The following is a 21,220-nucleotide window of genomic DNA, read 5'->3' as shown; positions in this document are numbered from 1 at the left end:
AAATGTCGGCCATCCATCTGGCAGCAAAAATGAAACAGAAGCTTCAGTCATTTCCTCGCCCGAAATCCCTTAATAGCGCACGCAGCGTCAGTGTTGCTGGCTGTTAACATAAAAATCCATCCTTGATCACAATAATCATCATTTATTTTATTTCAACTTAAAATGGAATATTTGTTTCATATATAGTGTCCAGTACACAGCGTTCAGGTAACAGTCACGTATCAACAGCGAGAGGTTAAGGATGGAGACGGTAGCGAATTTTATTCACGGCGAATGTGTCACCGGTTCAGGCCAGCGCGTTCAGGCGATCTTCAACCCGGCCACCGGCGAGCAGATCCGCCAGGTGGTGATGAGTACGGCACAGGAAACGGAGCAGGCGATTGCCGCCGCGCAGCAGGCGTTTCCCGCGTGGGCGCGCCAGGCTCCGCTTAAGCGCGCGCGCGTGATGTTCCGCTTCAAGGCGCTGCTGGAAGAGAACATGACGCGCCTGGCCCGCATCATCAGCGAAGAGCACGGCAAGGTTTTCTCCGACGCGGTGGGCGAACTGACCCGCGGCCTGGAAGTGGTGGAATTTGCCTGCGGTATCCCGCATCTGCAAAAGGGTGAACACTCTGCGAACGTCGGTACCGGCGTCGACAGCCACTCGCTGATGCAGCCGCTCGGCGTCTGCGCCGGGATCACGCCGTTTAACTTCCCGGCGATGGTGCCGATGTGGATGTTCCCCATTGCGCTGGCGACCGGGAATACCTTCGTGCTGAAGCCGTCGGAAAAAGACCCTTCTCTCGCGCTCGCGCTGGCGCAGCTGCTAAAAGAGGCAGGCTTGCCGGACGGCGTCTTCAACGTGGTGCAGGGGGATAAAGAGTCCGTTGACGTGCTCCTGACCGACCCGCGCGTGCAGGCGGTGAGCTTTGTCGGCTCCACGCCGATTGCCGAATACATTTACCAGACCGCCTCCGCCCACGGTAAGCGCTGTCAGGCGCTGGGCGGCGCGAAAAACCACTGCATTTTAATGCCGGATGCCGACATGGAGATGGCGACCAACGCCATCATGGGCGCGGCGTACGGCGCGGCGGGGGAACGCTGCATGGCGCTCTCGGTGGTGCTGGCGGTGGGGGATAAAACCGCCGATGACCTCTGCACCCGGCTGGAAAAACAGATTGAAGCGCTACGCGTCGGGCCGGGGCTGGACCAGACACCGGAAAACGAAATGGGGCCGCTTATCTCCTCCGCGCACCGCAGCAAGGTGCTGGGCTATATCGACAGCGGGGAAGCGCAGGGGGCGAAACTGCGCGTGGACGGGCGCGGCTTCAGCGTGAAGGGCCACGAGCAGGGCTACTTCGTCGGGCCGACGCTGTTCGATAACGTCACACCGGAGATGACCATCTATAAAGAAGAGATTTTTGGCCCGGTGCTTTCTGTGGTGCGCGTAGCAGATTACGCCAGCGCGGTGGACCTCATTAACCGCCATGAATATGGTAATGGCTCGGCGATCTTCACCCGTGACGGCGGCTGCGCGCGCCGCTTCTGCGAAGAGGTGCAGGCGGGCATGGTGGGGGTCAACGTGCCGATCCCGGTGCCGATGGCATTCCACAGTTTCGGTGGCTGGAAGCGTTCCATCTTTGGCGCGCTCAACGTACACGGCAACGACGGCGTGCGTTTCTACACCCGAATGAAAACCATCACCGCGCGCTGGCCGGAAATGCAGCAGGAGACAGGCGCTGCGTTTTCCATGCCGACGCTGGGCTGACAGGAGGCATTATGCAAACCGAACGTATGACCATGGCCCAGGCGCTGGTCCGGTTCCTGAATCAACAGTACGTCAGCGTTGACGGCAACGAAACGCCCTTCGTGGAGGGCGTGGCGACGATCTTTGGGCACGGCAACGTGCTGGGTATTGGCCAGGCGCTGGAGCAGGATCCCGGTCATCTGAAAATCATGCAGGGGTGCAACGAGCAGGGCATTGCCCACATGGCGACGGGATTCGCCAAACAGCACCGCCGCCAGCGCATATTTGCCGTCACCTCCTCGGTCGGGCCGGGCGCCGCTAATATGGTAACGGCGGCGGCCACCGCCACGGCGAACCGCATCCCGCTTTTACTGCTGCCGGGCGATATCTACGCCAGCCGCCAGCCGGACCCGGTGCTGCAGCAGATCGAGCAGTATCACGATCTCAGCATCAGCACCAACGACTGCTTCCGTCCGGTTTCCCGCTACTGGGACCGCATCAACCGCCCCGAGCAGCTCATGAGCGCCATGCTAAGCGCGATGCGAACGCTTACTGACCCCGCAGATACCGGAGCGGTGACCCTCTGTCTGCCGCAGGACGTGCAAGGGGAAGCGTGGGACTACCCGCTAAGCTTCTTCGCGCGTCGGGTGCACCACATCGAACGCCGTCCGCCCGATCCGCAGCGACTGGCACAGGCGCGGGCGCTGATCGCCCGCAAGCGCCGTCCGCTGGTGGTGTGCGGCGGCGGCGTGCGTTACTCCGGCGCGCATGAGGCGTTTCGCGAATTTGTCGAGACGCTGCAGCTGCCGTTTGCCGAAACGCAGGCCGGGAAGGGGGCGCTGGTAAGTGACCACCCACTTAACCTCGGCGGCGTAGGAGTGACGGGCGGAATGGCCGCCAACCAGCTCGCGCCACAGGCTGACTTAGTGATTGGCGTCGGCACGCGCCTGACCGACTTTACCACCGGCTCCAAGGCGCTCTTTTCCCATCCGGACGTCGAATTCCTGCTGCTGAACGTGGCCGAGTTTGACGCCCTGAAGCTGGACGCCACCGCGCTGATTGCCGATGCCCAAACCGGGCTCCAGGCCTTAACCCACGCGCTCGGCGATTACCGCAGCGGTTGGGGAGAGGCGATCGCCCAGGCGAAATCCGCGTGGCGCGATGAATGCCGCCGCTTGTGGGATCGCCAGTGGCATCCGGACGACGCGCCCGAAGTGGCGGGGCATCTGGACGCGCAGCTGGCGGAATACGGCGAGACGCTCAATACCCGCCTGACCCAGACGCGGGTGCTGGGTCTGATCAATCAGCATGTGGAAGATAATGCCATCGTGGTGGGCGCGGCCGGTTCGCTGCCGGGAGATTTACAGCGCCTCTGGCAGGTCAAAACGCCGGACAGCTATCACCTGGAGTACGGCTACTCCTGCATGGGCTACGAGATTGCGGCGGCCATCGGCGCGAAGCTCGCCCGACCCGGGCAGCCGGTTTACGCCCTGGTGGGGGATGGTTCCTACATGATGCTGCACTCCGAGCTGCAAACCGCCGTACAGGAGGGCATTAAGGTCACCGTTCTGCTGTTTGATAACGCCAGCTTCGGCTGCATTAACAACCTGCAGATGGGGCACGGAATGGGCAGCTTTGGCACGGAAAATCGCCATCGCAACCCGGAAACCGGGCGGCTTGACGGGCCGCTGGTGAAAGTCGATTTTGCGCAAAACGCGGAAAGCTACGGCTGTCGCGCGTGGCGGGTGAACGACGAGCAGAGCCTGCTGGCGGCGCTTGAGGCGTCACGCGCCCACCCGGGCCCGACGCTGCTGGACATCAAGGTATTGCCGAAGACCATGACCCATGACTACGCCTCGTGGTGGCGAACCGGTGACGCGCAGGTGGCAGAGTCGTCTGCCGTGCGTGAGGCCGCGGAGCAAACGCAGGCGCAGGTGAAAAAAGCCCGTCAGTATTAAGTTTTCCTGTCTTAACGAAATTTTCATTTCATTTTCCCCTCACCCTAACCCTCTCCCAAAAGTGGAGAGGGGATGGGGTGGTGCACGCTTTTCTCCCTCGCTCCTTTGGGGAGAGGGCCGGGGTGAGGGGTGAGCAGTAGCTTCTTTCATGTTGTGAGATTGATAACAAAAATTATCTCATATATCTCAAAAGTGTTAACCCGCACTCAAAAACATAATTTTCACTATTTATAAAAATGAAATAAATGTTTTATTTATAGGGTCGTTAGTTCACAGCATTCACCAACACCGGGAGCCGTTATGTTTAACATTGCTTTACTGGGCGCTGGCCGAATTGGCCAGGTACATGCAGCTAACATCGCCAGCCACGGCGCGACCACGCTCTGGTCCGTGGTTGACCCGAATCAGGAATTTGCCACCCGTCTCGCCGCACAGTATCAGGCCCGCCAGCAGAGCGTGGATGAGGCGATGACCGACCCTAACGTTCACGCCGTGTTGATCGCCTCCGCCACCGACACCCACGCGGATCTGATTGAAATGGCCGCCCGCCACGGCAAGGCTATCTTCTGCGAAAAGCCGGTACACCTCGACCTCGCCCGCGTGCGCGACTGCCTGAAAGTGGTTAAAGAGTACGACGTGCCGCTGTTCATCGGCTTTAACCGCCGCTTTGACCCGCAGTTCCGCCGCGTGAAAACCGATGCCCAGGCCGGACGCATCGGCAAGCCGGAATCGTTGCTGATCATCTCCCGCGACCCGTCTCCGCCGCCTGCGGAGTACGTGCGCGTCTCCGGCGGCATGTTCCGCGATATGACCATTCACGACTTCGACATGGCCCGTTTCATCATGGGCGAAGAGCCGGTGTCGGTGTATGCCCAGGGCAGTAACCTGGTGGATCCGGCGATTGGCGAGGCGGGGGATATCGATACCGCGTTTATCGTTCTGAAATATGCCTCCGGCGCGATGGCGACCATCGTCAACAGCCGCCGCTCCTCTTACGGTTACGACCAGCGCCTGGAGCTGCACGGCTCCGAAGGGCTGCTGTGCGCTGGCAATATTCTGGAAAACCAGGTGCAGCACTACGGCAAACAGGGCTGCACCAGCGCACTGCCGGAACACTTCTTCCTGCAGCGCTACAAATCCGCTTACGCCGCGGAATGGGAACACTTTGTTGCGGTCCTGCGCGGCGAAGCGGTGCCTGACTGCAGCGGCGATGATGGTGAACGTGCGCTGTACCTCGCGGATAAAGCGCTGGAGTCGCTGCGTAGCCAGCGCGAGATCGTCCTCTAAACACAACAACCCTACACAGAGAGACATAATAATGAAAAAACTGATCTTAGCCGCCCTCATCGCAATGACGTCCGGGGCCGCCCTCGCCGAAAACGAGCAGATTGTTTTCAGTACGCCAAACCTGGCCATGCCGTTTGAGGTTCACATGCAGCGTACGGCGGTGAAAGCCGCGAAAGAGATGGGCGTGAAGCTTCAGGTACTGGACGGGCAGGGCAGTTCACCGAAGCAGGTGGCTGACCTGGAAAACGCCATCACCCGCGGGGCGCAGGGCTTTATCGTCTCCCCGAACGACGTGAACGCGGTCTCCAGCGCGGTGGATGAAATTCAGGATGCGAAGCTGCCAGTGGTCACCCTTGACCGCTCCGTCGACAGCCAGAAAAAAGTGCCCCACTTTGGCGCCAACAACTACAAAGGCGGCCAGGCGATTGGCGACTTCGTCAAAACCAAATTCCCCGACGGGGCAGAGATCATCCTGCTCACCGGCCAGCCGGGTTCCTCTTCCAATATTGAACGCACCAAAGGGATCCGCGACAGCCTGAAGGCGGGCGGGGATAAGTACAAGATCGTCGCCGATCAGACCGGCAACTGGATGCGTTCTGAAGGGATGCGCATCGTCGAAAGCGTTCTGCCTTCGCTACCGAAACGCCCGCAGGTGATCCTCTCCGCCAACGACGATATGGCGCTGGGCGCGATTGAAGCCCTTCAGAGCCAGGGCGTGAAGCCGGGTGAAATCCTCGTGACTGGCTTTGATGCGGTACCGGAAGCGCTGGCCCGCGTGCGCGACGGCTGGCTGGCGGTAACGGCGGATCAGCGTCCGGGCTTTGCGGTGCAGACGGCGATGAGCCAGCTGGTGGCCAACGTGCGCGAGAAGAAAGCCATCACCGGGGCCGACTACCCGCCAACGCTTATCACCAAAGAGAACCTGCAGCAGGCTGAGCGTATCGGTGAGGCCGGTAACTGATATGTCCCGAGCCGCCTCTGGCGGCTCAACATGAGGAGGAGCAGACCGATGTCGCAACCCTTACTGAAAGTGACCGACCTGGCAAAAAGCTTTTCCGGCGTCTGGGCGCTAAGCAGCGCCCAGCTGACCGTCGGCGCGGGGGAGATCCACGCCCTGCTGGGGGAAAACGGAGCGGGAAAATCCACGCTGCTGAAGGCGCTTGCGGGCGCGCAGCCGCAAACCCGCGGGGATATCTGGTTCAACGGCGAAATGCTGCCGGTGGACGACTCTCCGGTGGAACGGCAGAACAAGGGCATTATCACCATCTATCAGGAATTCAACCTGCTGCCCAACATGACCGTCGCGGAAAACATGTTTCTCGGGCGCGAGCCGCGTAAACGGAACCTGATCGTCGACGAAAGGGCGGTAAACCAGGAGGCGCAGGTCATTCTCGATTACCTGCAGCTAAACGTTGCGCCTACCACGCCTGTCGCCCGTCTGAGCGTCGCCCAGCAGCAGATGGTGGAGATAGCCCGGGCACTGACCCTCAACGCTCGCCTGATCATCATGGACGAACCTTCCGCCGCGCTGAGCGACAGCGAGGTGGAAAGCCTGCACCGCGTGGTGCGGGAGCTTAAAAACCGCGGCGTGAGCATTATTTACGTTACCCACCGCCTGCACGAAGTTTTCCAGCTCTGCGATCGCTTCACCGTATTTCAGGACGGCCGCTTCACCGGCACTGGCGCGGTGGCGGAGACCAACGTCGAACAGCTGATCCGCCTGATGGTCGGGCGCGACGTGGCCTTTAACCGTCGCCCCGCCAGCGAAACCCATCATCAAGACAAACCTGTCCGCCTGGCGGTGAAGGGGCTAAGCCGCGAAAAGCCGCCGTTGGATCCGCACGGCATCGCCCTGCACGACATCAGCTTCCACGTCCATGCCGGGGAGGTCTTAGGGATTGCCGGGCTGGTGGGCGCGGGACGCACCGAGGTGGCCCGCTGCCTGTTTGGCGCAGACGCCTTTACCTCCGGGAGCTTTGAGCTGGACGGCGTGCCGTACCAGCCGCGCGACCCGCTGTATGCCCTCGACCAGGGCGTGGCGCTGGTGCCCGAAGACCGTAAAAAAGAGGGGGCGGTGCTCGGGCTGTCGATTCGCGACAACCTGTCGCTCTCGTGCCTCTCCTCGCTGCTGCAGTGGCGCTGGTTCGTGAACACCCGCAAAGAGGACGATCTGATTGAGTCCTACCGGCAGGCCCTGCAGATCAAAATGGTCAACAGCGCGCAGGAGGTGCGCAAGCTCTCCGGCGGTAACCAGCAGAAGGTGATCCTCGCGCGCTGCATGGCGCTCAACCCGCGGGTGCTGATCGTCGATGAGCCGACGCGCGGCATTGACGTGGGGACCAAATCGGAAGTGCACCAGGTGCTGTTTGACATGGCGAAAAAGGGCGTGGCGGTGATCGTGATCTCCTCCGATCTGCCTGAAGTGATGGCGGTGTCTGACCGGATCATCACCCTCAGCGAAGGCCGGGTGACCGGCGAGATCCACGGTGACGACGCTAACGAAGAACGGCTGATGACGATGATGGCCATCAACCACAACGCCCTGAACGCGGCATAACGGAGTTTCTCATGACGCAGATGATTTCTAAAACGCAGGCCCCGGTCAAACGCGCCGGACGCATCGATCCCATCGCCTTCTTCGAGCGCTTCGGGGTGTTGATTTTCATGATCCTGCTGCTGATCTTTTTTCAGTCGCAGAACAGTAACTTTTTCTCTGAACGCAACATTTTCAACATCCTGACCGAGGTGTCCATCTACGGGATCATGGCCGTGGGGATGACCTTCGTCATTCTGACCGCCGGGATCGACCTCTCCGTGGGCTCCATTCTGGCGGTGTGCGCCATGACCGCGGCGTACGTCATTAAGGGCGATAACTTCACCACCGTCGACCCGAACGCCTGGGGCGGCATGAGCTGGCTGATCGGGCTGGGGATTTGTCTGGCGATGGGCACGGCGATTGGCTTCCTGCACGGCCTGGGTGTCACCCGCCTGCGCCTGCCGCCGTTTATCGTCACCCTCGGCGGGATGACCATCTGGCGCGGCCTGACCCTGGTGATCAACGACGGCGCGCCGATTGCCGGTTTTGACCCTGGCTACCGCTGGTGGGGACGCGGGGAGTTGCTCGGCATCTCCATTCCGATCTGGATCTTCGCCATCGTCGCCGTTGGCGGCTATCTGGCGCTGCATAAAACCCGCTGGGGCCGCTTCGTCTACGCCATCGGCGGCAACCCGGAGGCGGCGCGCCTGGCGGGGGTTAACGTCAAGCGTGTGCTCGTCAGCGTCTACGTGCTGATCGGCTGTCTGGCCGGGCTGGCGGGCTTCATCCTGAGCGCGCGTCTGGGGAGCGCCGAGGCGGTGGCCGGGATCTCCTTTGAGTTGCGCGTCATCGCCTCGGTGGTGATTGGCGGCACCTCGCTGATGGGCGGCTACGGGCGCATCGGCGGCACCATTATCGGCTCCATCATTATGGGCATTCTGATTAACGGCCTGGTGCTGATGAACGTCTCGGCTTACTACCAGCAGATTATCACCGGGTTAATTATCGTTCTGGCGGTGGCGTTCGATACCTACGCCAAGAGCCGTCGCGGCGCACTGTGAGGATCACGATGAAAGAGGTTCGTATTGGATTGATTGGCACCGGGTATATCGGCAAGGCGCACGCTATCGCCTATGCCCAGGCCCCGACGGTGTTCAACCTGCGCGGCAGGCTGGTGCGCGAGATGGTGGCGGAAGTCACGCCGGAGCTGGCGGCAGAGCGCGCCCGGGCGTTTGGCTTTAACCGTTCAACGGGAGACTGGCGGGCGCTGGTGGCCGACCCGGCCATTGACGTGGTGGATATTTGCTCACCCAACCACCTGCATAAAGAGATGGCGCTGGAGGCGATCCGCCACGGCAAGCACGTCTACTCGGAGAAGCCGCTGGCGCTCAACGCCCATGATGCGCGCGAGATGGTCGACGCCGCGAAGCGGGCCGGGGTGAAAACGCTGGTGGGGTTCAACTACATGAAGAACCCAACGGCGCAGCTGGCGAAGGAGATTATCGCCCGCGGCGAGATTGGCGAGGTGATCCACTTCTACGGCACCCACAACGAAGACTACATGGCCGACCCGCTGTCGCCCATCCACTGGCACTGCTTTAAAGAGACCGCCGGGCTGGGCGCGCTGGGTGACCTCGCGGCGCATATCGTCAATATGGCTCAGTACCTGGTGGGCGATATCGAGCAGGTCTGCGGCGATCTGAAGATCGTGGTCCCGGCGCGCCCGGCGAAGGCCGGATCGTCAGAGATGATTGCGGTGGAAAACGAGGATCAGGCCCACGCGATGGTGCGCTTCGCGGGCGGGGCGCAGGGTGTCATTGAAACCTCCCGCGTCGCCTGCGGCCGCAAGATGGGGCTCTCGTACGTGATCACCGGGACGAAGGGCGCCATCAGCTTCACCCAGGAGCGCATGGCGGAGCTAAAGCTCTATCTGCATGACGATCCGGTGAACCGTCAGGGGTTCCGCACGCTGCTCGTCGGCCCGGCGCACCCGGACTACGCTGCGTTCTGCATGGGCGCAGGCCACGGAATTGGCTTTAACGATCAAAAAACGGTGGAGGTGCGCGACCTGGTGGACGGGATTGCCGCCGACGCGCCGATGTGGCCGGACTTCGAAGAGGGCTGGAAGGTGTCGCGCGTGCTGGACGCGATTGCGCTCTCGCACCTGCAGGGCCGCTGGCTGAACGTGAACGACATTGTCTGATGAGGTATCAACGTGGAAAAGCAGTTTGATGTGATATGCATGGGCCGCGTGGCGGTAGACCTCTATAGTCAGCAGATTGGTGCCCGCCTGGAGGACGTGTCGAGCTTCGCCAAATACCTTGGCGGATCCTCCGGCAACGTGGCGTACGGCACCGCGCGCCAGGGCCTGCGCTCGTCGATGCTGGCGCGCGTCGGCGATGAACATATGGGCCGCTTCCTGCGCGAAGAGCTCAACCAGGTAGGCTGCGATACCAGCCATCTGATTACCGATAAAGAGCGCCTCACGGCGCTGGTGCTACTCGGCATTAAAGACCGGGACACCTTTCCTCTGATTTTTTATCGCGATAACTGCGCGGATATGGCGATTACCGCCAGCGATGTGGACGAAAGCTACATTGCCTCCGCACGTTGTCTTGCCATCACCGGGACCCATCTTTCTCATCCGCAGACCCGCGAGGCGGTGCTGACGGCGCTGGGCTATGCCCGCCGTCACGGCGTGCGCACCGTGCTGGACATCGACTACCGTCCGGTGCTGTGGGGGCTCACCTCCTTAGGCGACGGCGAAACGCGCTTTATCGCCGCCGACCAGGTCACCCGCGAGCTGCAGGAGGTACTGCACCTCTTCGACGTCATTGTCGGCACCGAAGAGGAGTTCCACATTGCGGGCGGCAGCACGGATACCCTGCAGGCGCTGGGGCAAGTGCGCGACGTGAGTCACGCAACGCTGGTCTGCAAGCGCGGCGCGCTGGGCTGCTCGGTCTACACCGACGCCATTCCGTCCCGGCTGGACGACGGCCTGACGGTGACCGGCGTGCGCGTGGAGGTGCTGAACGTTCTCGGGGCGGGGGACGCGTTTATGTCCGGCCTGCTGCGCGGCTACCTGAACGACGAGGGCTGGGAGCAGGCGTGCCGCTACGCCAATGCCTGCGGCGCGCTGGTGGTCTCGCGCCACGGCTGCGCCCCGGCGATGCCGAGCAAAATCGAGCTGGATGACTATCTCTCCCGCGCTGCGGTTGTGCCGCGCCCGGATCTTGACCCGCGTCTTAATCATCTGCACCGGGTCACCACGCGCCGCCGCGAGTGGCCGGAGCTGTGCGTGATGGCCTTCGATCACCGCAGCCAGCTTGAGGATATGGCGATGCAGTGCGGTGCGTCGCTTAAGCGCATTCCGGCGCTGAAGCAGCTGATCCTGCAGGCCAGCCGCGAGGCGGCGAGCCGCGCCGGGCTTGAGGGCAAAGCCGGCCTGCTGTGCGACGGCACCTTTGGTCAGGACGCGCTGAACGCGATCACCGGGGAAGGGTGGTGGATTGGTCGCCCCATTGAGCTGCCGGGCTCCCGGCCGCTGGAGATGGAGCACGGCAATATCGGCACCCAGCTTATCAGCTGGCCGCAGGAGCACGTGGTGAAGTGCCTGGTCTTCTTCCACCCGGAAGACGCTCATGGCCTGCGCCTGGAGCAGGAGCAGAAAATCGCTGAGGTGTACCACGCCTGCTGCCGGTCCGGGCACGAGCTGCTGCTGGAGGTGATCCTGCCCGCCAGCATGCCGCGCAGCGACGAGCTCTACCTGCGCGCCATTTCCCGCTTCTACAACCTGGGCATTTACCCGGACTGGTGGAAGCTGCCGCCGCTTTCCGCCGACGGCTGGACGGCGCTCGGCGAGATTATCGAACGCCGGGACCCGCACTGCCGCGGGGTGGTGATCCTCGGTCTGGACGCTCCGGCGGAACAGCTGCGCGCGGGCTTCAAGGCCGCAGCGGGGCAGCCGCTGGTTAAAGGCTTCGCCGTGGGGCGCACGCTGTTTGGCGACGCCTCCCGCGCGTGGCTGAAGCACGATATTGACGATGCGCAGCTGGTAGCGCGCATCCGGGACAACTACCTGCAGCTTATCGCCTGGTGGCGCGAGCGCGGACACGCATAATGGAGATAACAATGAGTGTGCAATTAGGCATTAACCCGCTGACGTGGACGAACGACGATCTGCCTTCCCTCGGCGCGGAAACCTCGCTGGAGACCTGCCTGAGCGAAGGGAAAGAGGCCGGTTTTGCTGGCTTTGAGCTGGGCAACAAATTCCCGCGTGAAGCGCGCCTGCTTGGCCCGATTTTGCAGCGCCACGACCTGCAGCTGGTCTCCGGCTGGTACTCCGGCCGCCTGCTGGAGCGCAGCGTGGAGGCGGAGATCGCCGCCGTGCAGCCGCACCTGACGCTGCTGCGCGAGCTGGGGGCGAAGGTGCTGGTCTTTGCGGAAGTGAGCGGCTGCATTCACGGCGAGCAGCAGACCCCGGTGCATCTGCGTCCGCGCTTCCCTCAGGCGCGCTGGGAGGAGTACGGCGAGAAGCTCACCGAATTTGCCCGCTACACGCAGCAGCAGGGAGTCCAGATCGCTTACCATCATCATATGGGCACGGTGATTGAGTCCGCCGACGACGTGGACAACCTGATGACCCACACCGGAGAGGCGGTGGGACTGCTGCTGGACACCGGTCACCTGACCTTTGCCGGGGCCGATCCGCTGGCGGTGGCGCAGCGCTGGGCGTCGCGCATCAACCACGTTCACTGCAAAGACGTGCGCGCCGACGTGCTGTCGGACGTGAAAAACCGCAAAACCAGCTTCCTCGATGCGGTGCTGAGCGGCGTGTTTACCGTGCCGGGCGACGGCTGCGTCGATTACCCGCCGATCATGAGTCTGCTGAAGGCGCAGGACTATCACGGCTGGCTGGTGGTGGAGGCCGAGCAGGATCCGGCGATTGCCCATCCGCTGACCTACGCTCGTCTGGGGTATAACAACCTGAGCCGCCTGGCGCGCGACGCCGGGCTTATTTGAGGAGGTGACATGTCACGTCTGTTATCACGCTGGCAGCAGCCGAACGCGGAGGGGCGCACTCAGTCCGTCACCCCGGAACGAGCAGGGTGGGGGTACGTCGGGTTTGAGGCGTATGAGCTGCAGGAGGGGCAGACGCTGACGCTGCCCGCCGTCAGGGAAGAACGCTGCCTGGTGCTGGTCGCCGGGCGCGCCTCTATCACCACTCCTTCCGCGCAGTTTAACGATATCGGCGAGCGGATGAGCCCCTTCGAGCGCATCAAACCGTGGGCAGTGTACGTTACCCCGCAGGAGACGGTGCAGGTGAAGGCGCTGACGGCGCTGGAGCTGGCGGTCTGCGCCGCGCCGGGCAAGAGCTCGTACCCGACGCGGCTGATTGCCCCGCAGGATATCGACGCTGAAGCGCGCGGCAAGGGGCACAACCAGCGCTACGTGCACAACATTCTGCCGGAAGACAAGCCCGCCGACAGCCTGCTGGTGGTGGAGGTCTGGACTAGCGAGGGCTGTACCAGCTCGTACCCGAGCCACAAGCATGACACGGATAACCCGCCGCAGGAGACCTACCTGGAGGAGACCTACTATCATCGCCTCAACCCGGAGCAGGGGTTCTGCATGCAGCGCGTCTACACTGACGACAGAACGCTGGATGAGTGTATGGCGGTCTACAACCGTGACGTGGTGATGGTGCCGAAGGGGTATCACCCGGTGGCGACGATGGCGGGGTATGACAGCTACTACCTCAACGTGATGGCCGGTCCGGTGCGCAAATGGATGTTCACCTGGGAAGAGGACCACGCGTGGATTAATCGCGAATATCCCGCAGAGAGGGGGGGCTGAGACGGCCTTTCTTGTCGGGTGGCGCTGCGCTTACCCGGCCTACGAAATCGTAGGTTCGTGCAAGCGTAGCGCCGCCGGGCGAATTGTCCTCAGTGCGTCCGCCTCGCCTGCTCAATCGTCCGGGCGATGGCTTCCGGCTGACTCACCATCGACACGTGGCTCGCGGCCACCTCGGTGGTTTTCGCATGTATCGCCTTCGCCATCGCACGTTCCAGGTCGGGGTTGATCATCCGGTCATGCTTGCTGACCACAAACCAGCTCGGTTTATCATGCCACGCCGCGTGAGTCACCTTTTCACCAAACGCATCGGCCTTAATTGGCCCCTGCGTGGCCGCGATAGCGTTTTGTTCACCCGGCTTCACGTCAGGCGCGAAGTCCTTCCTGACGGCTTCCGTCGGCAGGTATAAATAGCCGTCCGCCGTTTTAGCGATGCCCGCGCTACCCGGCGGCGGAGGGAAGCTACCTGCCAGATCCGCCGTCGACTGGCCGGAATCCGGCGCGAACGCCGCCACATAGACCAGCGATTTTACCCGTGCATCGTTGCCCGCCTCGCTAATCACGGTGCCGCCCCAGGAGTGGCCTACCAGCACCACGTCGCCGTGCGCCCGGGCGATGGCCCGTTTTGTGGCGGCAACATCATCATTAAGCGAGGTGAGCGGGAGCTGGACGGCAATGACCTCTGCGTGCTGTTTCTGCAGAAGGGTTATCACCTTATTCCAGCTGCTCCCGTCGGCAAACGCGCCGTGCACCAGCACGACGCTGGTTTTATTTTCCGCGAAGGCGCTGGCAGAAAGCGCCAGCAGGCCCGCCGTCAGTACAGACAGTGCTTTCATGTTCAGACTCCTTAAAAATGGTGGATCGCCGCGTGGGGCGGGACGGTGAATTCAATGGTTTTGTGGTCGAGCGGCTTGTGCGTCGGGTCAGCCAGGATGATCGTTACCTTGTGCTTGCCGGCGGGCAGCCCCACCAGGATCACCGGCTCGCCGCTGGCGTCAGCCCAGTGCCACGGCGCACCGTCCACCACCACGTGAATGTGCCCGATGCGCAGGTTTTCGGCCCGGTACTGGATAAACACCGCGCCTTTGCTCAGTGGCCCGGCAAGCGGCGGATCGACGATCAGTTTTGCAGGCGGTTGCGGCTGCGCCAGCGGGGCAACGGCGGCGGGGCCGTTAACGTCCGCGGCGCTCAGGTTGTCCAGCGGCGTGGCCTGGGCATGTGTTACAGAGGCCAGGACGAGCAGGGGTAAAATTGCGTAACGACGAATCATGGTTCTCTCCTCATCAGTTCTGAATGACGACAGGGAAAGAAAACCATTTTTATGTATCGGAGATATTTGCCGGAGGGGGCGTTTTGTACCCGTTTGTCAGCGCGTCGCGCGGGATACAGTGCGATACAGTTTGCCTACCGGGATGGCGCACGATCGCTATCGCCAGCCCGGCAATCACCAGCGTTAACCCCGTCGACACTCCCATTGCACCCGCGATCCCCAGCGTTTTGTTCAGCCACGCATAGGCAAACGGTGCGGCTGCGGCCATCAGCTGGCCCGGGATAAGCAGCATACCCGTGCGGCGGGCATAGCTTTCCGTGCTAAACAGCTCCAGTGGCAGCGTGGCTTTTACTATGGTGACCAGCCCGTTGATGGCGCCGTAGCCCAGCACAAACCCGGCCGCGCACCACGCAAAGAGGGGGCTGCTCATCCCCAGAATAAAGCAGAGCGGCATGGCGAGGGCGGTGAAGAGCGTGAGTTTGAAGGGGGTTAAGCGGCCGCCTGCCAGCACCTCCAGCGAGCGCGCGCCCGTCTGTCCGATCCCCCACAGCATGCCGATGGCGACCGGCAGGCCAAAGTGGGCAATAAACTCCGGCAGATGGGTGGAGGTGCCGTTAGAGACAAAGGTGATAAGGGCGATGAAGGCCGCATAAAGCCAGGCGTTACGCCGCTCGTTGCGCAGGGGCGGCGCGATGGCCTTTGTGTTTTCCATCAGCCGCTGCCGGGGAAGCGTGCGGATCAGCACTGCGCTCAGCAGGCCAAGCAGGGCATAAATGCGTAACGCGTCCTGCCAGCTCATGATGTGAAGCAGGCCATCGCCCAGCGGCCAGAAGACGGCAGACGCCAGCCCGCCCATCAGCGTAATACGTGAGATCGTCCCGCGTGCCTGCTGACCATATAGATTAACCAGCGCGGCGAACAGTGCGTCATACAGCGACAGACGCATCCCGATGCCGCACAGTAGCCAGGCGCCGTACCAGCCAGACAGCGTCCGGGTATACGCCATACCGGCGCAGCTTGCGGCAATCAGCAGCGTTCCGCCCATTACCACTTTCTGTCCGCCAAAGCGTGCCAGCAGACGGGCGACGAAAGGGGAGACCGCGGCCATCACCAGCATCGCCAGCGTCAGGCCGAGGTAAATCTGCGGTGACAACCATCCCCGGTCGGCTGAAATGGTCCGCGCAAAGGTGCCGGGCAGGTAAAACGAGATCCCCCAGTTGATAAGCTGATTACATCCGGCAGTAAGGGCAAGGCGACGAGGCAGGGCAGGTGTTTCCATTGTTTTTCATTCCGTTATGCAGTTGTCCTGAGCATAGCGAGCGCGGTATTGTGCTGGCAGGCCTGCAACCTTATGCGCTGTATAAGAGAAACTTTGAATGACGACGCTTAACCTTGGCTATCTCGCGACGTTCCGTCTGGTGATCCAGCGCGGCAGCTTTTCGGCGGCGGCGGATCTGCTGGGCATTTCCCAGCCCGCCGTTAGTCTGCAAATACGTCAGCTGGAGCAGTTTCTGCAAACGCGGCTGGTGGAGCGTACCGGGCGGGGCATTAAGGCCACGGCGGCAGGAGAGTCACTGCTGGTTCACGGAGAGCGCATTCAGCAGGTTGTGGACGAAACCCTGCGGTCCGTGAGCGCGTTCAGCCACGATGTCAGCGGGACCATTACCCTTGGCACGGGGGCGACGGCCTGTATCCATCTTCTGCCGCCCCTGCTGGAGCAGCTGCGCCGCGACTATCCGCTCCTGCGGGTGGGCGTAACAACGGGCAACACCCTCGACATCGTCAGGGCCATCGAAGAGAACCGTCTCGATATGGGGCTGGTGACGCTGCCGGTCAGCGGCAGAGCGCTGGACGTTATGCCGGTGATGGACGAGGAGTTTGTTTTTATCGCGTCGCGGGAACAGCAGGATGCTTTCAGGGAGTTAACCCCGGAGGCGCTCCATGCTCAGCCGCTGATCGCCTTTGAGTCTGGCAGCGGTACCCGGGCGCTCATTGATGGCTGGTTTGCGGCCAATGGGTTAGCGATCGCGCCGGTGATGCAGCTTGGCAGCATTGAGGCGATTAAGCGTATGGTTCGAGTGGGGCTCGGCTACAGTATCGTTCCGCGAATGGCGGTTGAGCATGATGCTGACCGTGAAGGGCTCTGCGTCATGTCGCTCACGCCCGTGCTGCAGCGACAGCTCGCCATCGTGATGCGGCAGGACAAGATCCTCAGCAAAGGGATCGCGGGGATTATTCGGCTGGTGCAAAACCCATCGCAGGGCTAGCGGTCAGCGGCGTCGACGTTCAGGCTGGACTGCTGCGACTGGATTTTGTCCTGATGGTGATACCAGGCGCCGATGGAAGAGTAAACGAAGCGGCCAAAGAAAAACAGAAAGCTGATGAGCAGTATAATGCGGGTCATCCGGGTGTTAAAACGGTGTCGTTTGCGCATACGCGTGGCCTGACTCACTCTTCTTTTTCCTGGGCATGCCCTTCTGGGCGACGGGGATATTAAGGCACAGCGGAAAGAGAGGGTCAATTCCGTCATGTGTAAATAACCGTCAACGTTTACATTAATTATTGTTATTGAAATTAATATTTGCATTTACCATATTGATAATATGAAGAAAATTATTTCAAAAAAAAGCGGTGCAAAGCTTATTTGCGTAAAATAGTTTGATTTATGTCAACGGATTCCCGGCCCTGATATTTAAAATCCCTCCTCCATACCGTTCGCCCCGCACGTCGCCGGGCTGCGCCAGGTCAGGTTGGATGCCTGTCATTATTTTCCTTCTGGAGAAAAAGGGGTTTAACCGGGCATCTATGAACATTTTTGCTTTCCTGAAAAAGAATCAACACCGCTGGTGGGTATTGCCGCTTATTTTACCGGTGGTTTTACTTCCCGTACTGAGCGTGGCGAATACGTTCACGCACCTGGGCGACGGGATAGCGGCACTTTATTATTTACCGCTCTCGTTTTTGCTTTCGCTGATGATGTTTTTTGGTCTGGAAGCCCTTCCCGGGATCGTGTTGTCGCTGTTTATCCGCTATTATCCGTCGGTCGGGATGTTTGAAACCGTCGCCGGCGTGCTCCATTTTATTGTCCCTATAGTGCTTAGCTGGGGCGGCTACCGGGTGTTTGCGCCCAGACGCAATATGACGGCGTACGGCGACGTACGGCTGATGGCGCAGCGCATCTTCTGGCAGGCCTTCTGCCCCGCGACGCTGTTTCTGCTGTTGTTCCAGTTTGCGGTGTATCTGGGCGTGTATGAGAGTCGCCAGAGCCTGGCAGGGCTTAACCCCCTCAACATTCGCACGCTGATCAACTATCAGGCCTTGCTGGTCAGCGGTCTGACGGGCGTGCCGTTAAGTTATTTGCTGATCCGCCTGATTCGTCATCCGCGCTATCTCAAAAGCCTCATCTCGCAGATCCGTACCCAGATAGACAAAAAGGTGACGCGCGCTGAGTTTCTGGTTTGGGCCATTGCGCTTGCCGGGCTGCTTTCGCTCCTGCTGCTGCCGATGAATGAAAACAGTTCGATTTTCACCACTAACTACACCCTGTCGCTGCTGATGCCGGTGATGCTCTGGGGGGCGATGCGCTTTGGCTATAAGCTGATTTCGCTTATCTGGATCCCGATACTGCTGGTGTCTATTCACTATTTTTACCGCTATATCCCCGTGAACCAGGGGTACGACATTCAGCTGGCAATCACCTCTTCCAGCTATCTGGTCTTCTCGTTTGTGGTGATTTACATGTCGATGCTGGCGACCCGGCAGCGGGCGGTGAACAAACGCTCCCGCAGGCTGGCGCTGCTCGACCCGGTTCTGCATATGCCTAAACTGCGGGCGCTTTCGCGAGATCTGGCAAAAAACCCGTGGTCGGCGCTCTGTTTACTCCGCGTTCCGGAGCTTGAAATTCTGGGCCGTAACTATGGCGTGTTACTGCGCATTCAGTACAAACAGCAGCTGGCGCAATGGGTTAACGGCACGCTCCAGCCCAATGAGCAGGTCTATCACCTGACGGGCTGTGACATGGCGGTTCGCCTTAATGCCGAATCGCACCAGCAGCGGATTGAGACCCTGGACGAGCACATCAAGCAGTTCCGCTTTGTCTGGGACGGCATGCCGCTGCAGCCGCAGGTGGGGGTGAGCTACTGCTATGTGCGTTCGCCGGTTAACCACCTCTATCTGGTGCTGGGTGAGCTGGGGGTGGTGGCCGATCTGTCGCTCTCCTCTAACCACCCGGAAAATCTTCAGCAGCGCGGCGCCGTCCATCTGCAGCGCAGCCTGAAGGATAAAGTCGCGGTGATGAGTCGCCTGCAGCGTGCGCTGGATAACAACGCATTCACGCTGCTCGCTCAGCCCGTACGCGGCCTGCGTGGCGATAGGTATCATGAGGTCTTGCTGCGGATGACTGATGCAAACGGGCTGTTGATCTCCCCTGAACAATTCCTGCCGATAGCCCAGGAGTTTGGCCTCTCTTCGCGGGTGGATTTGTGGGTGCTGGAGCATACGCTGCGCTTCCTCGCCGCGCATCGCGAAAGGCTACCCGGCCAGCGCTTTGCCATTAATCTGGCCCCTTCAACGGTGTGTCGGGTGCAGTTCCCGCTTGAGGTGAGTCGCCTGCTGGCGAAATATGCCATTGAGCCGTGGCAGCTGATCTTTGAAGTGACGGAGTGCAGCACCTTCTGCAACGCGGAGCAGGGGCTCCATATTCTGCGGCAGCTGCAGAAAATGGGGGTACGCATTGCGATCGATGATTTTGGTACCGGCTATGCGAGCTATGCGCGGCTGAAAAGCGTGGATGCGGACATTCTCAAAATCGACGGCGATTTCATCCGCAATATCGTCAACAACAGTCTGGATTACCAGATTGTGGCCTCTATCTGTCATCTGGCGCGCATGAAGAAGATGCTGGTGGTGGCGGAATATGTCGAGACCGAAGAGATACGTAGCGCGGTGCACGCGCTAGGCATTGATTATGTGCAGGGCTATCTGATTGGCAGACCGGCACCGCTTGAGTCACTGCTGGAAGCAGAGGCGTCCACGGCGGACGCCTGAGCCGTTACGCGGCGACGTCGGCGCTATCTTCCTCGATTTTGAGCATCCAGCCGGTGACCGCTTCCCAGTACTGCTGCTCTTTTTCCAGGTCCAGCAGGACCAGCGCGTTCTGGCTGAACCAGTCGTGCGGGAAGCTCAGCGTCCAGTGGTGATCGTCGGTTTTCAGCTTCAGCGTCGGCGGTGTGGTGGTGGCCTGACGCTGATTGTTCAGCAGCACGCCCAGGCGCAGCAGCTGAATAAGCGGCAGGAACTGCTTTTTCTTAAACAGCGTGAAGCGCGGCAGATCGTCGAGCTTGATGGCTTTACGGTGATAGCGCACCAGGGTTGCCATCATGGTTTGCTGCTCCTGGTTGAAGCCGGGCAGATCGCTGTTTTGCAGAATATACGCTGAATGGCGGTGCATCCCGCTGTGGTTGATGTTCAGCCCCACCTCGTGCAGCATCGCGGCCCATTTCAGCAGCGCGGCAAGCTGCGGGTGCGCCAGCTTGGGGTTCTGCTCCTGCCACTGCTCGTACATCTGCACCGTGGTTTCCAGCACGCGCTTCGCCTGCTCGCGGTCGATGTTGTACTGGTTGGCCAGGCTTTGCGCGGTGCGGCTGCGAATGTCCTGATGGCGGAAGCGGCCCTCCATCTCATACAGCACCCCCTCACGCAGAGCGCCGTCGGAAAGGCGCAGCTCTTTAATCGCCAGGGCGTCAAACACGCCGCAGAGAATAGCCAGGCCCGGCACGAAGACTGCCTTACGCTCGTCGGAAAGCCCCGGCAAGCTTAGGGCATCAAAACTTTTATGCTTCAGCACCTCTTCGGTCAGCAGGGTCAGACGTTCAGGCGTGATAAAACCGTCTTTTTCACCCATCGCCAGCAGCACTTCATGCGCCGCCTTGATGGTGCCCGACGCGCCCAGCGCCACGTTCCAGCCCTGAATGCGGTACTGCCAGGCCAGATTCTCCAGCTTCTGGATCGCAGCCATTTTCGCCCGCTGGAAGTTTTCACGGGTAATGGTGCCGCCGGGGAAGTACATCTGCGCGAAGCTGACGCAGCCCATGCGACGGCTCTCCACCAGGCGCGGCTCAAAGTCTTCACCGATCACCAGCTCCGTAGAACCACCGCCGATGTCGATCACCAGCTTGCGCCCTTTTTCCGGCTGGGTATGTTCAACGCCCATGAAAATCAGACGCGCCTCCTCGTTACCGGAGATGATCTCAATCGGGTAGGGGATCACTTTTTCGGCCCGCTTGAGGAACTCCGGCGCGTTCAGCGCCTGGCGCAGCGTGTGGGTGCCCACGATGCAAACGCTGGAGGGCGAGAAGCCCTGCAGGCGTTCGGCAAACAGCGACAGGCAGTTTAAACCGCGCTCCATCGCCTCTTCGCTGAGCATGCTGCGCTCATCAAGCCCATCCGCCAGGTGTACGCGCTGCTTCAGACGACCGATGATCTGCAGCGCGCCATCAACCTCACGGGCGATGACCATGTGAAAACTGTTAGAGCCAAGATCGACCGCGGCGTATTCCTGCGGGCGTGGGGTCTTATCATTTATCGGCATA

Annotated in this window: 17 protein-coding genes; 12 read left to right on the top strand and 5 right to left on the bottom strand. The window is 61.0% G+C overall.

All coding sequences use genetic code 11. The features are described 5' to 3' along the window. Positions 1–241: 241 nt before the first annotated feature. The 10 genes from OKF39_RS17485 to iolB all read left to right on the top strand — a co-directional run bounded on the left by OKF39_RS17485 (position 242) and on the right by iolB (position 13,363). A complete protein-coding gene (locus OKF39_RS17485) occupies positions 242–1,747 on the top strand; it encodes a CoA-acylating methylmalonate-semialdehyde dehydrogenase (protein WP_045630997.1) in 1,506 nt (501 codons plus the stop codon). Between the two features lie 11 nt (positions 1,748–1,758). Continuing rightward, positions 1,759–3,684, top strand: a complete 1,926-nt coding sequence (iolD, locus tag OKF39_RS17480; protein WP_479983198.1) for a 3D-(3,5/4)-trihydroxycyclohexane-1,2-dione acylhydrolase (decyclizing) — start codon at positions 1,759–1,761, stop codon at positions 3,682–3,684. A 300-nt stretch (positions 3,685–3,984) separates the two neighbouring features. Continuing rightward, positions 3,985–4,971, top strand: a complete 987-nt coding sequence (gene iolG, locus OKF39_RS17475; protein WP_047368086.1) for an inositol 2-dehydrogenase — start codon at positions 3,985–3,987, stop codon at positions 4,969–4,971. A 31-nt stretch (positions 4,972–5,002) separates the two neighbouring features. Beyond that, positions 5,003–5,932 (top strand): sugar ABC transporter substrate-binding protein, encoded by a 930-nt coding sequence (locus OKF39_RS17470; protein ID WP_041908742.1) that lies wholly within the window; start codon positions 5,003–5,005, stop codon positions 5,930–5,932. 48 nt (positions 5,933–5,980) lie between these two features. After that, positions 5,981–7,528 carry a sugar ABC transporter ATP-binding protein gene (locus tag OKF39_RS17465; RefSeq protein WP_028014046.1) on the top strand — a complete coding sequence of 516 codons (1,548 nt, stop codon included), beginning with the start codon at positions 5,981–5,983 and terminating at the stop codon, positions 7,526–7,528. Between the two features lie 11 nt (positions 7,529–7,539). Further along, the gene (locus OKF39_RS17460; protein ID WP_028014045.1) at positions 7,540–8,568 is read left to right on the top strand and encodes an ABC transporter permease; all 1,029 of its coding nucleotides are present in this window, start codon (positions 7,540–7,542) and stop codon (positions 8,566–8,568) included. Between the two features lie 8 nt (positions 8,569–8,576). Continuing rightward, positions 8,577–9,710: a Gfo/Idh/MocA family protein gene (locus OKF39_RS17455; protein ID WP_100169885.1), complete on the top strand. Its 1,134-nt coding sequence runs from the start codon at positions 8,577–8,579 to the stop codon at positions 9,708–9,710. Positions 9,711–9,722: 12 nt separating this feature from the next. Then, positions 9,723–11,627, top strand: coding sequence for a bifunctional 5-dehydro-2-deoxygluconokinase/5-dehydro-2-deoxyphosphogluconate aldolase (locus tag OKF39_RS17450; RefSeq protein ID WP_108780342.1), 1,905 nt, complete (start codon positions 9,723–9,725; stop codon positions 11,625–11,627). An 11-nt stretch (positions 11,628–11,638) separates the two neighbouring features. Further along, the gene (iolE, locus tag OKF39_RS17445; protein WP_479983197.1) at positions 11,639–12,529 is read left to right on the top strand and encodes a myo-inosose-2 dehydratase; all 891 of its coding nucleotides are present in this window, start codon (positions 11,639–11,641) and stop codon (positions 12,527–12,529) included. Between the two features lie 9 nt (positions 12,530–12,538). Beyond that, complete coding sequence (iolB, locus tag OKF39_RS17440) at positions 12,539–13,363, top strand: 5-deoxy-glucuronate isomerase (protein ID WP_479983196.1); 825 nt, start codon at positions 12,539–12,541, stop codon at positions 13,361–13,363. An 89-nt stretch (positions 13,364–13,452) separates the two neighbouring features. Here iolB and OKF39_RS17435 read toward each other — a convergent pair whose 3' ends face one another. From OKF39_RS17435 to OKF39_RS17425, 3 genes are read right to left on the bottom strand one after another with little or no spacing between them, the layout of a single operon-like run. Beyond that, positions 13,453–14,196, bottom strand: coding sequence for an alpha/beta fold hydrolase (locus OKF39_RS17435; protein ID WP_048959921.1), 744 nt, complete (start codon positions 14,194–14,196; stop codon positions 13,453–13,455). Positions 14,197–14,207: 11 nt separating this feature from the next. Beyond that, positions 14,208–14,630: a DUF6130 family protein gene (locus OKF39_RS17430; protein WP_479983195.1), complete on the bottom strand. Its 423-nt coding sequence runs from the start codon at positions 14,628–14,630 to the stop codon at positions 14,208–14,210. 49 nt (positions 14,631–14,679) lie between these two features. Continuing rightward, the gene (locus OKF39_RS17425; protein WP_479983194.1) at positions 14,680–15,909 is read right to left on the bottom strand and encodes an MFS transporter; all 1,230 of its coding nucleotides are present in this window, start codon (positions 15,907–15,909) and stop codon (positions 14,680–14,682) included. Between the two features lie 97 nt (positions 15,910–16,006). Between OKF39_RS17425 and OKF39_RS17420 the strand changes: the two genes are divergently transcribed. Then, entirely contained in the window at positions 16,007–16,897 is an 891-nt protein-coding gene (locus OKF39_RS17420; protein ID WP_045631007.1) for a LysR family transcriptional regulator, read from the top strand. Here the strand turns inward: OKF39_RS17420 and OKF39_RS17415 are convergent. After that, positions 16,894–17,064 carry a YfgG family protein gene (locus tag OKF39_RS17415; RefSeq protein ID WP_023337595.1) on the bottom strand — a complete coding sequence of 57 codons (171 nt, stop codon included), beginning with the start codon at positions 17,062–17,064 and terminating at the stop codon, positions 16,894–16,896. The two genes, OKF39_RS17420 and OKF39_RS17415, sit on opposite strands and share 4 nt — an antisense overlap. Before the next feature lie 371 nt (positions 17,065–17,435). On the opposite strand from OKF39_RS17415, the gene OKF39_RS17410 reads away from it, so the two are divergent. Beyond that, on the top strand, positions 17,436–19,676 hold the full coding sequence (locus OKF39_RS17410) for an EAL domain-containing protein (protein ID WP_479983193.1): 2,241 nt from the start codon (positions 17,436–17,438) through the stop codon (positions 19,674–19,676). Positions 19,677–19,680: 4 nt separating this feature from the next. Here the strand turns inward: OKF39_RS17410 and ppx are convergent, their stop codons facing one another. Further along, positions 19,681–21,219, bottom strand: a complete 1,539-nt coding sequence (gene ppx / locus OKF39_RS17405; protein WP_028014034.1) for an exopolyphosphatase — start codon at positions 21,217–21,219, stop codon at positions 19,681–19,683. Between the last annotated feature and the right edge of the window lies 1 nt (position 21,220).

The organism is Enterobacter cloacae complex sp. HYC042_NIDB, assembly GCF_056673315.1.
Note: the sequence above shows the minus strand (reverse complement) of the source record. Positions and strands in the feature narration are given on the sequence as shown.

Coding starts and splice junctions, on each gene's coding strand:
- OKF39_RS17485 (WP_045630997.1), top strand. CDS start 242: ATGGAGACGGTAGCGAATTTTATTCACGGCGAATGTGTCACCGGTTCA.
- iolD (WP_479983198.1), top strand. CDS start 1,759: ATGCAAACCGAACGTATGACCATGGCCCAGGCGCTGGTCCGGTTCCTG.
- iolG (WP_047368086.1), top strand. CDS start 3,985: ATGTTTAACATTGCTTTACTGGGCGCTGGCCGAATTGGCCAGGTACAT.
- OKF39_RS17470 (WP_041908742.1), top strand. CDS start 5,003: ATGAAAAAACTGATCTTAGCCGCCCTCATCGCAATGACGTCCGGGGCC.
- OKF39_RS17465 (WP_028014046.1), top strand. CDS start 5,981: ATGTCGCAACCCTTACTGAAAGTGACCGACCTGGCAAAAAGCTTTTCC.
- OKF39_RS17460 (WP_028014045.1), top strand. CDS start 7,540: ATGACGCAGATGATTTCTAAAACGCAGGCCCCGGTCAAACGCGCCGGA.
- OKF39_RS17455 (WP_100169885.1), top strand. CDS start 8,577: ATGAAAGAGGTTCGTATTGGATTGATTGGCACCGGGTATATCGGCAAG.
- iolE (WP_479983197.1), top strand. CDS start 11,639: ATGAGTGTGCAATTAGGCATTAACCCGCTGACGTGGACGAACGACGAT.
- iolB (WP_479983196.1), top strand. CDS start 12,539: ATGTCACGTCTGTTATCACGCTGGCAGCAGCCGAACGCGGAGGGGCGC.
- OKF39_RS17435 (WP_048959921.1), bottom strand. CDS start 14,196: ATGAAAGCACTGTCTGTACTGACGGCGGGCCTGCTGGCGCTTTCTGCC.
- OKF39_RS17430 (WP_479983195.1), bottom strand. CDS start 14,630: ATGATTCGTCGTTACGCAATTTTACCCCTGCTCGTCCTGGCCTCTGTA.
- OKF39_RS17425 (WP_479983194.1), bottom strand. CDS start 15,909: ATGGAAACACCTGCCCTGCCTCGTCGCCTTGCCCTTACTGCCGGATGT.
- OKF39_RS17420 (WP_045631007.1), top strand. CDS start 16,007: ATGACGACGCTTAACCTTGGCTATCTCGCGACGTTCCGTCTGGTGATC.
- OKF39_RS17415 (WP_023337595.1), bottom strand. CDS start 17,064: ATGCGCAAACGACACCGTTTTAACACCCGGATGACCCGCATTATACTG.
- OKF39_RS17410 (WP_479983193.1), top strand. CDS start 17,436: ATGAACATTTTTGCTTTCCTGAAAAAGAATCAACACCGCTGGTGGGTA.
- ppx (WP_028014034.1), bottom strand. CDS start 21,219: ATGCCGATAAATGATAAGACCCCACGCCCGCAGGAATACGCCGCGGTC.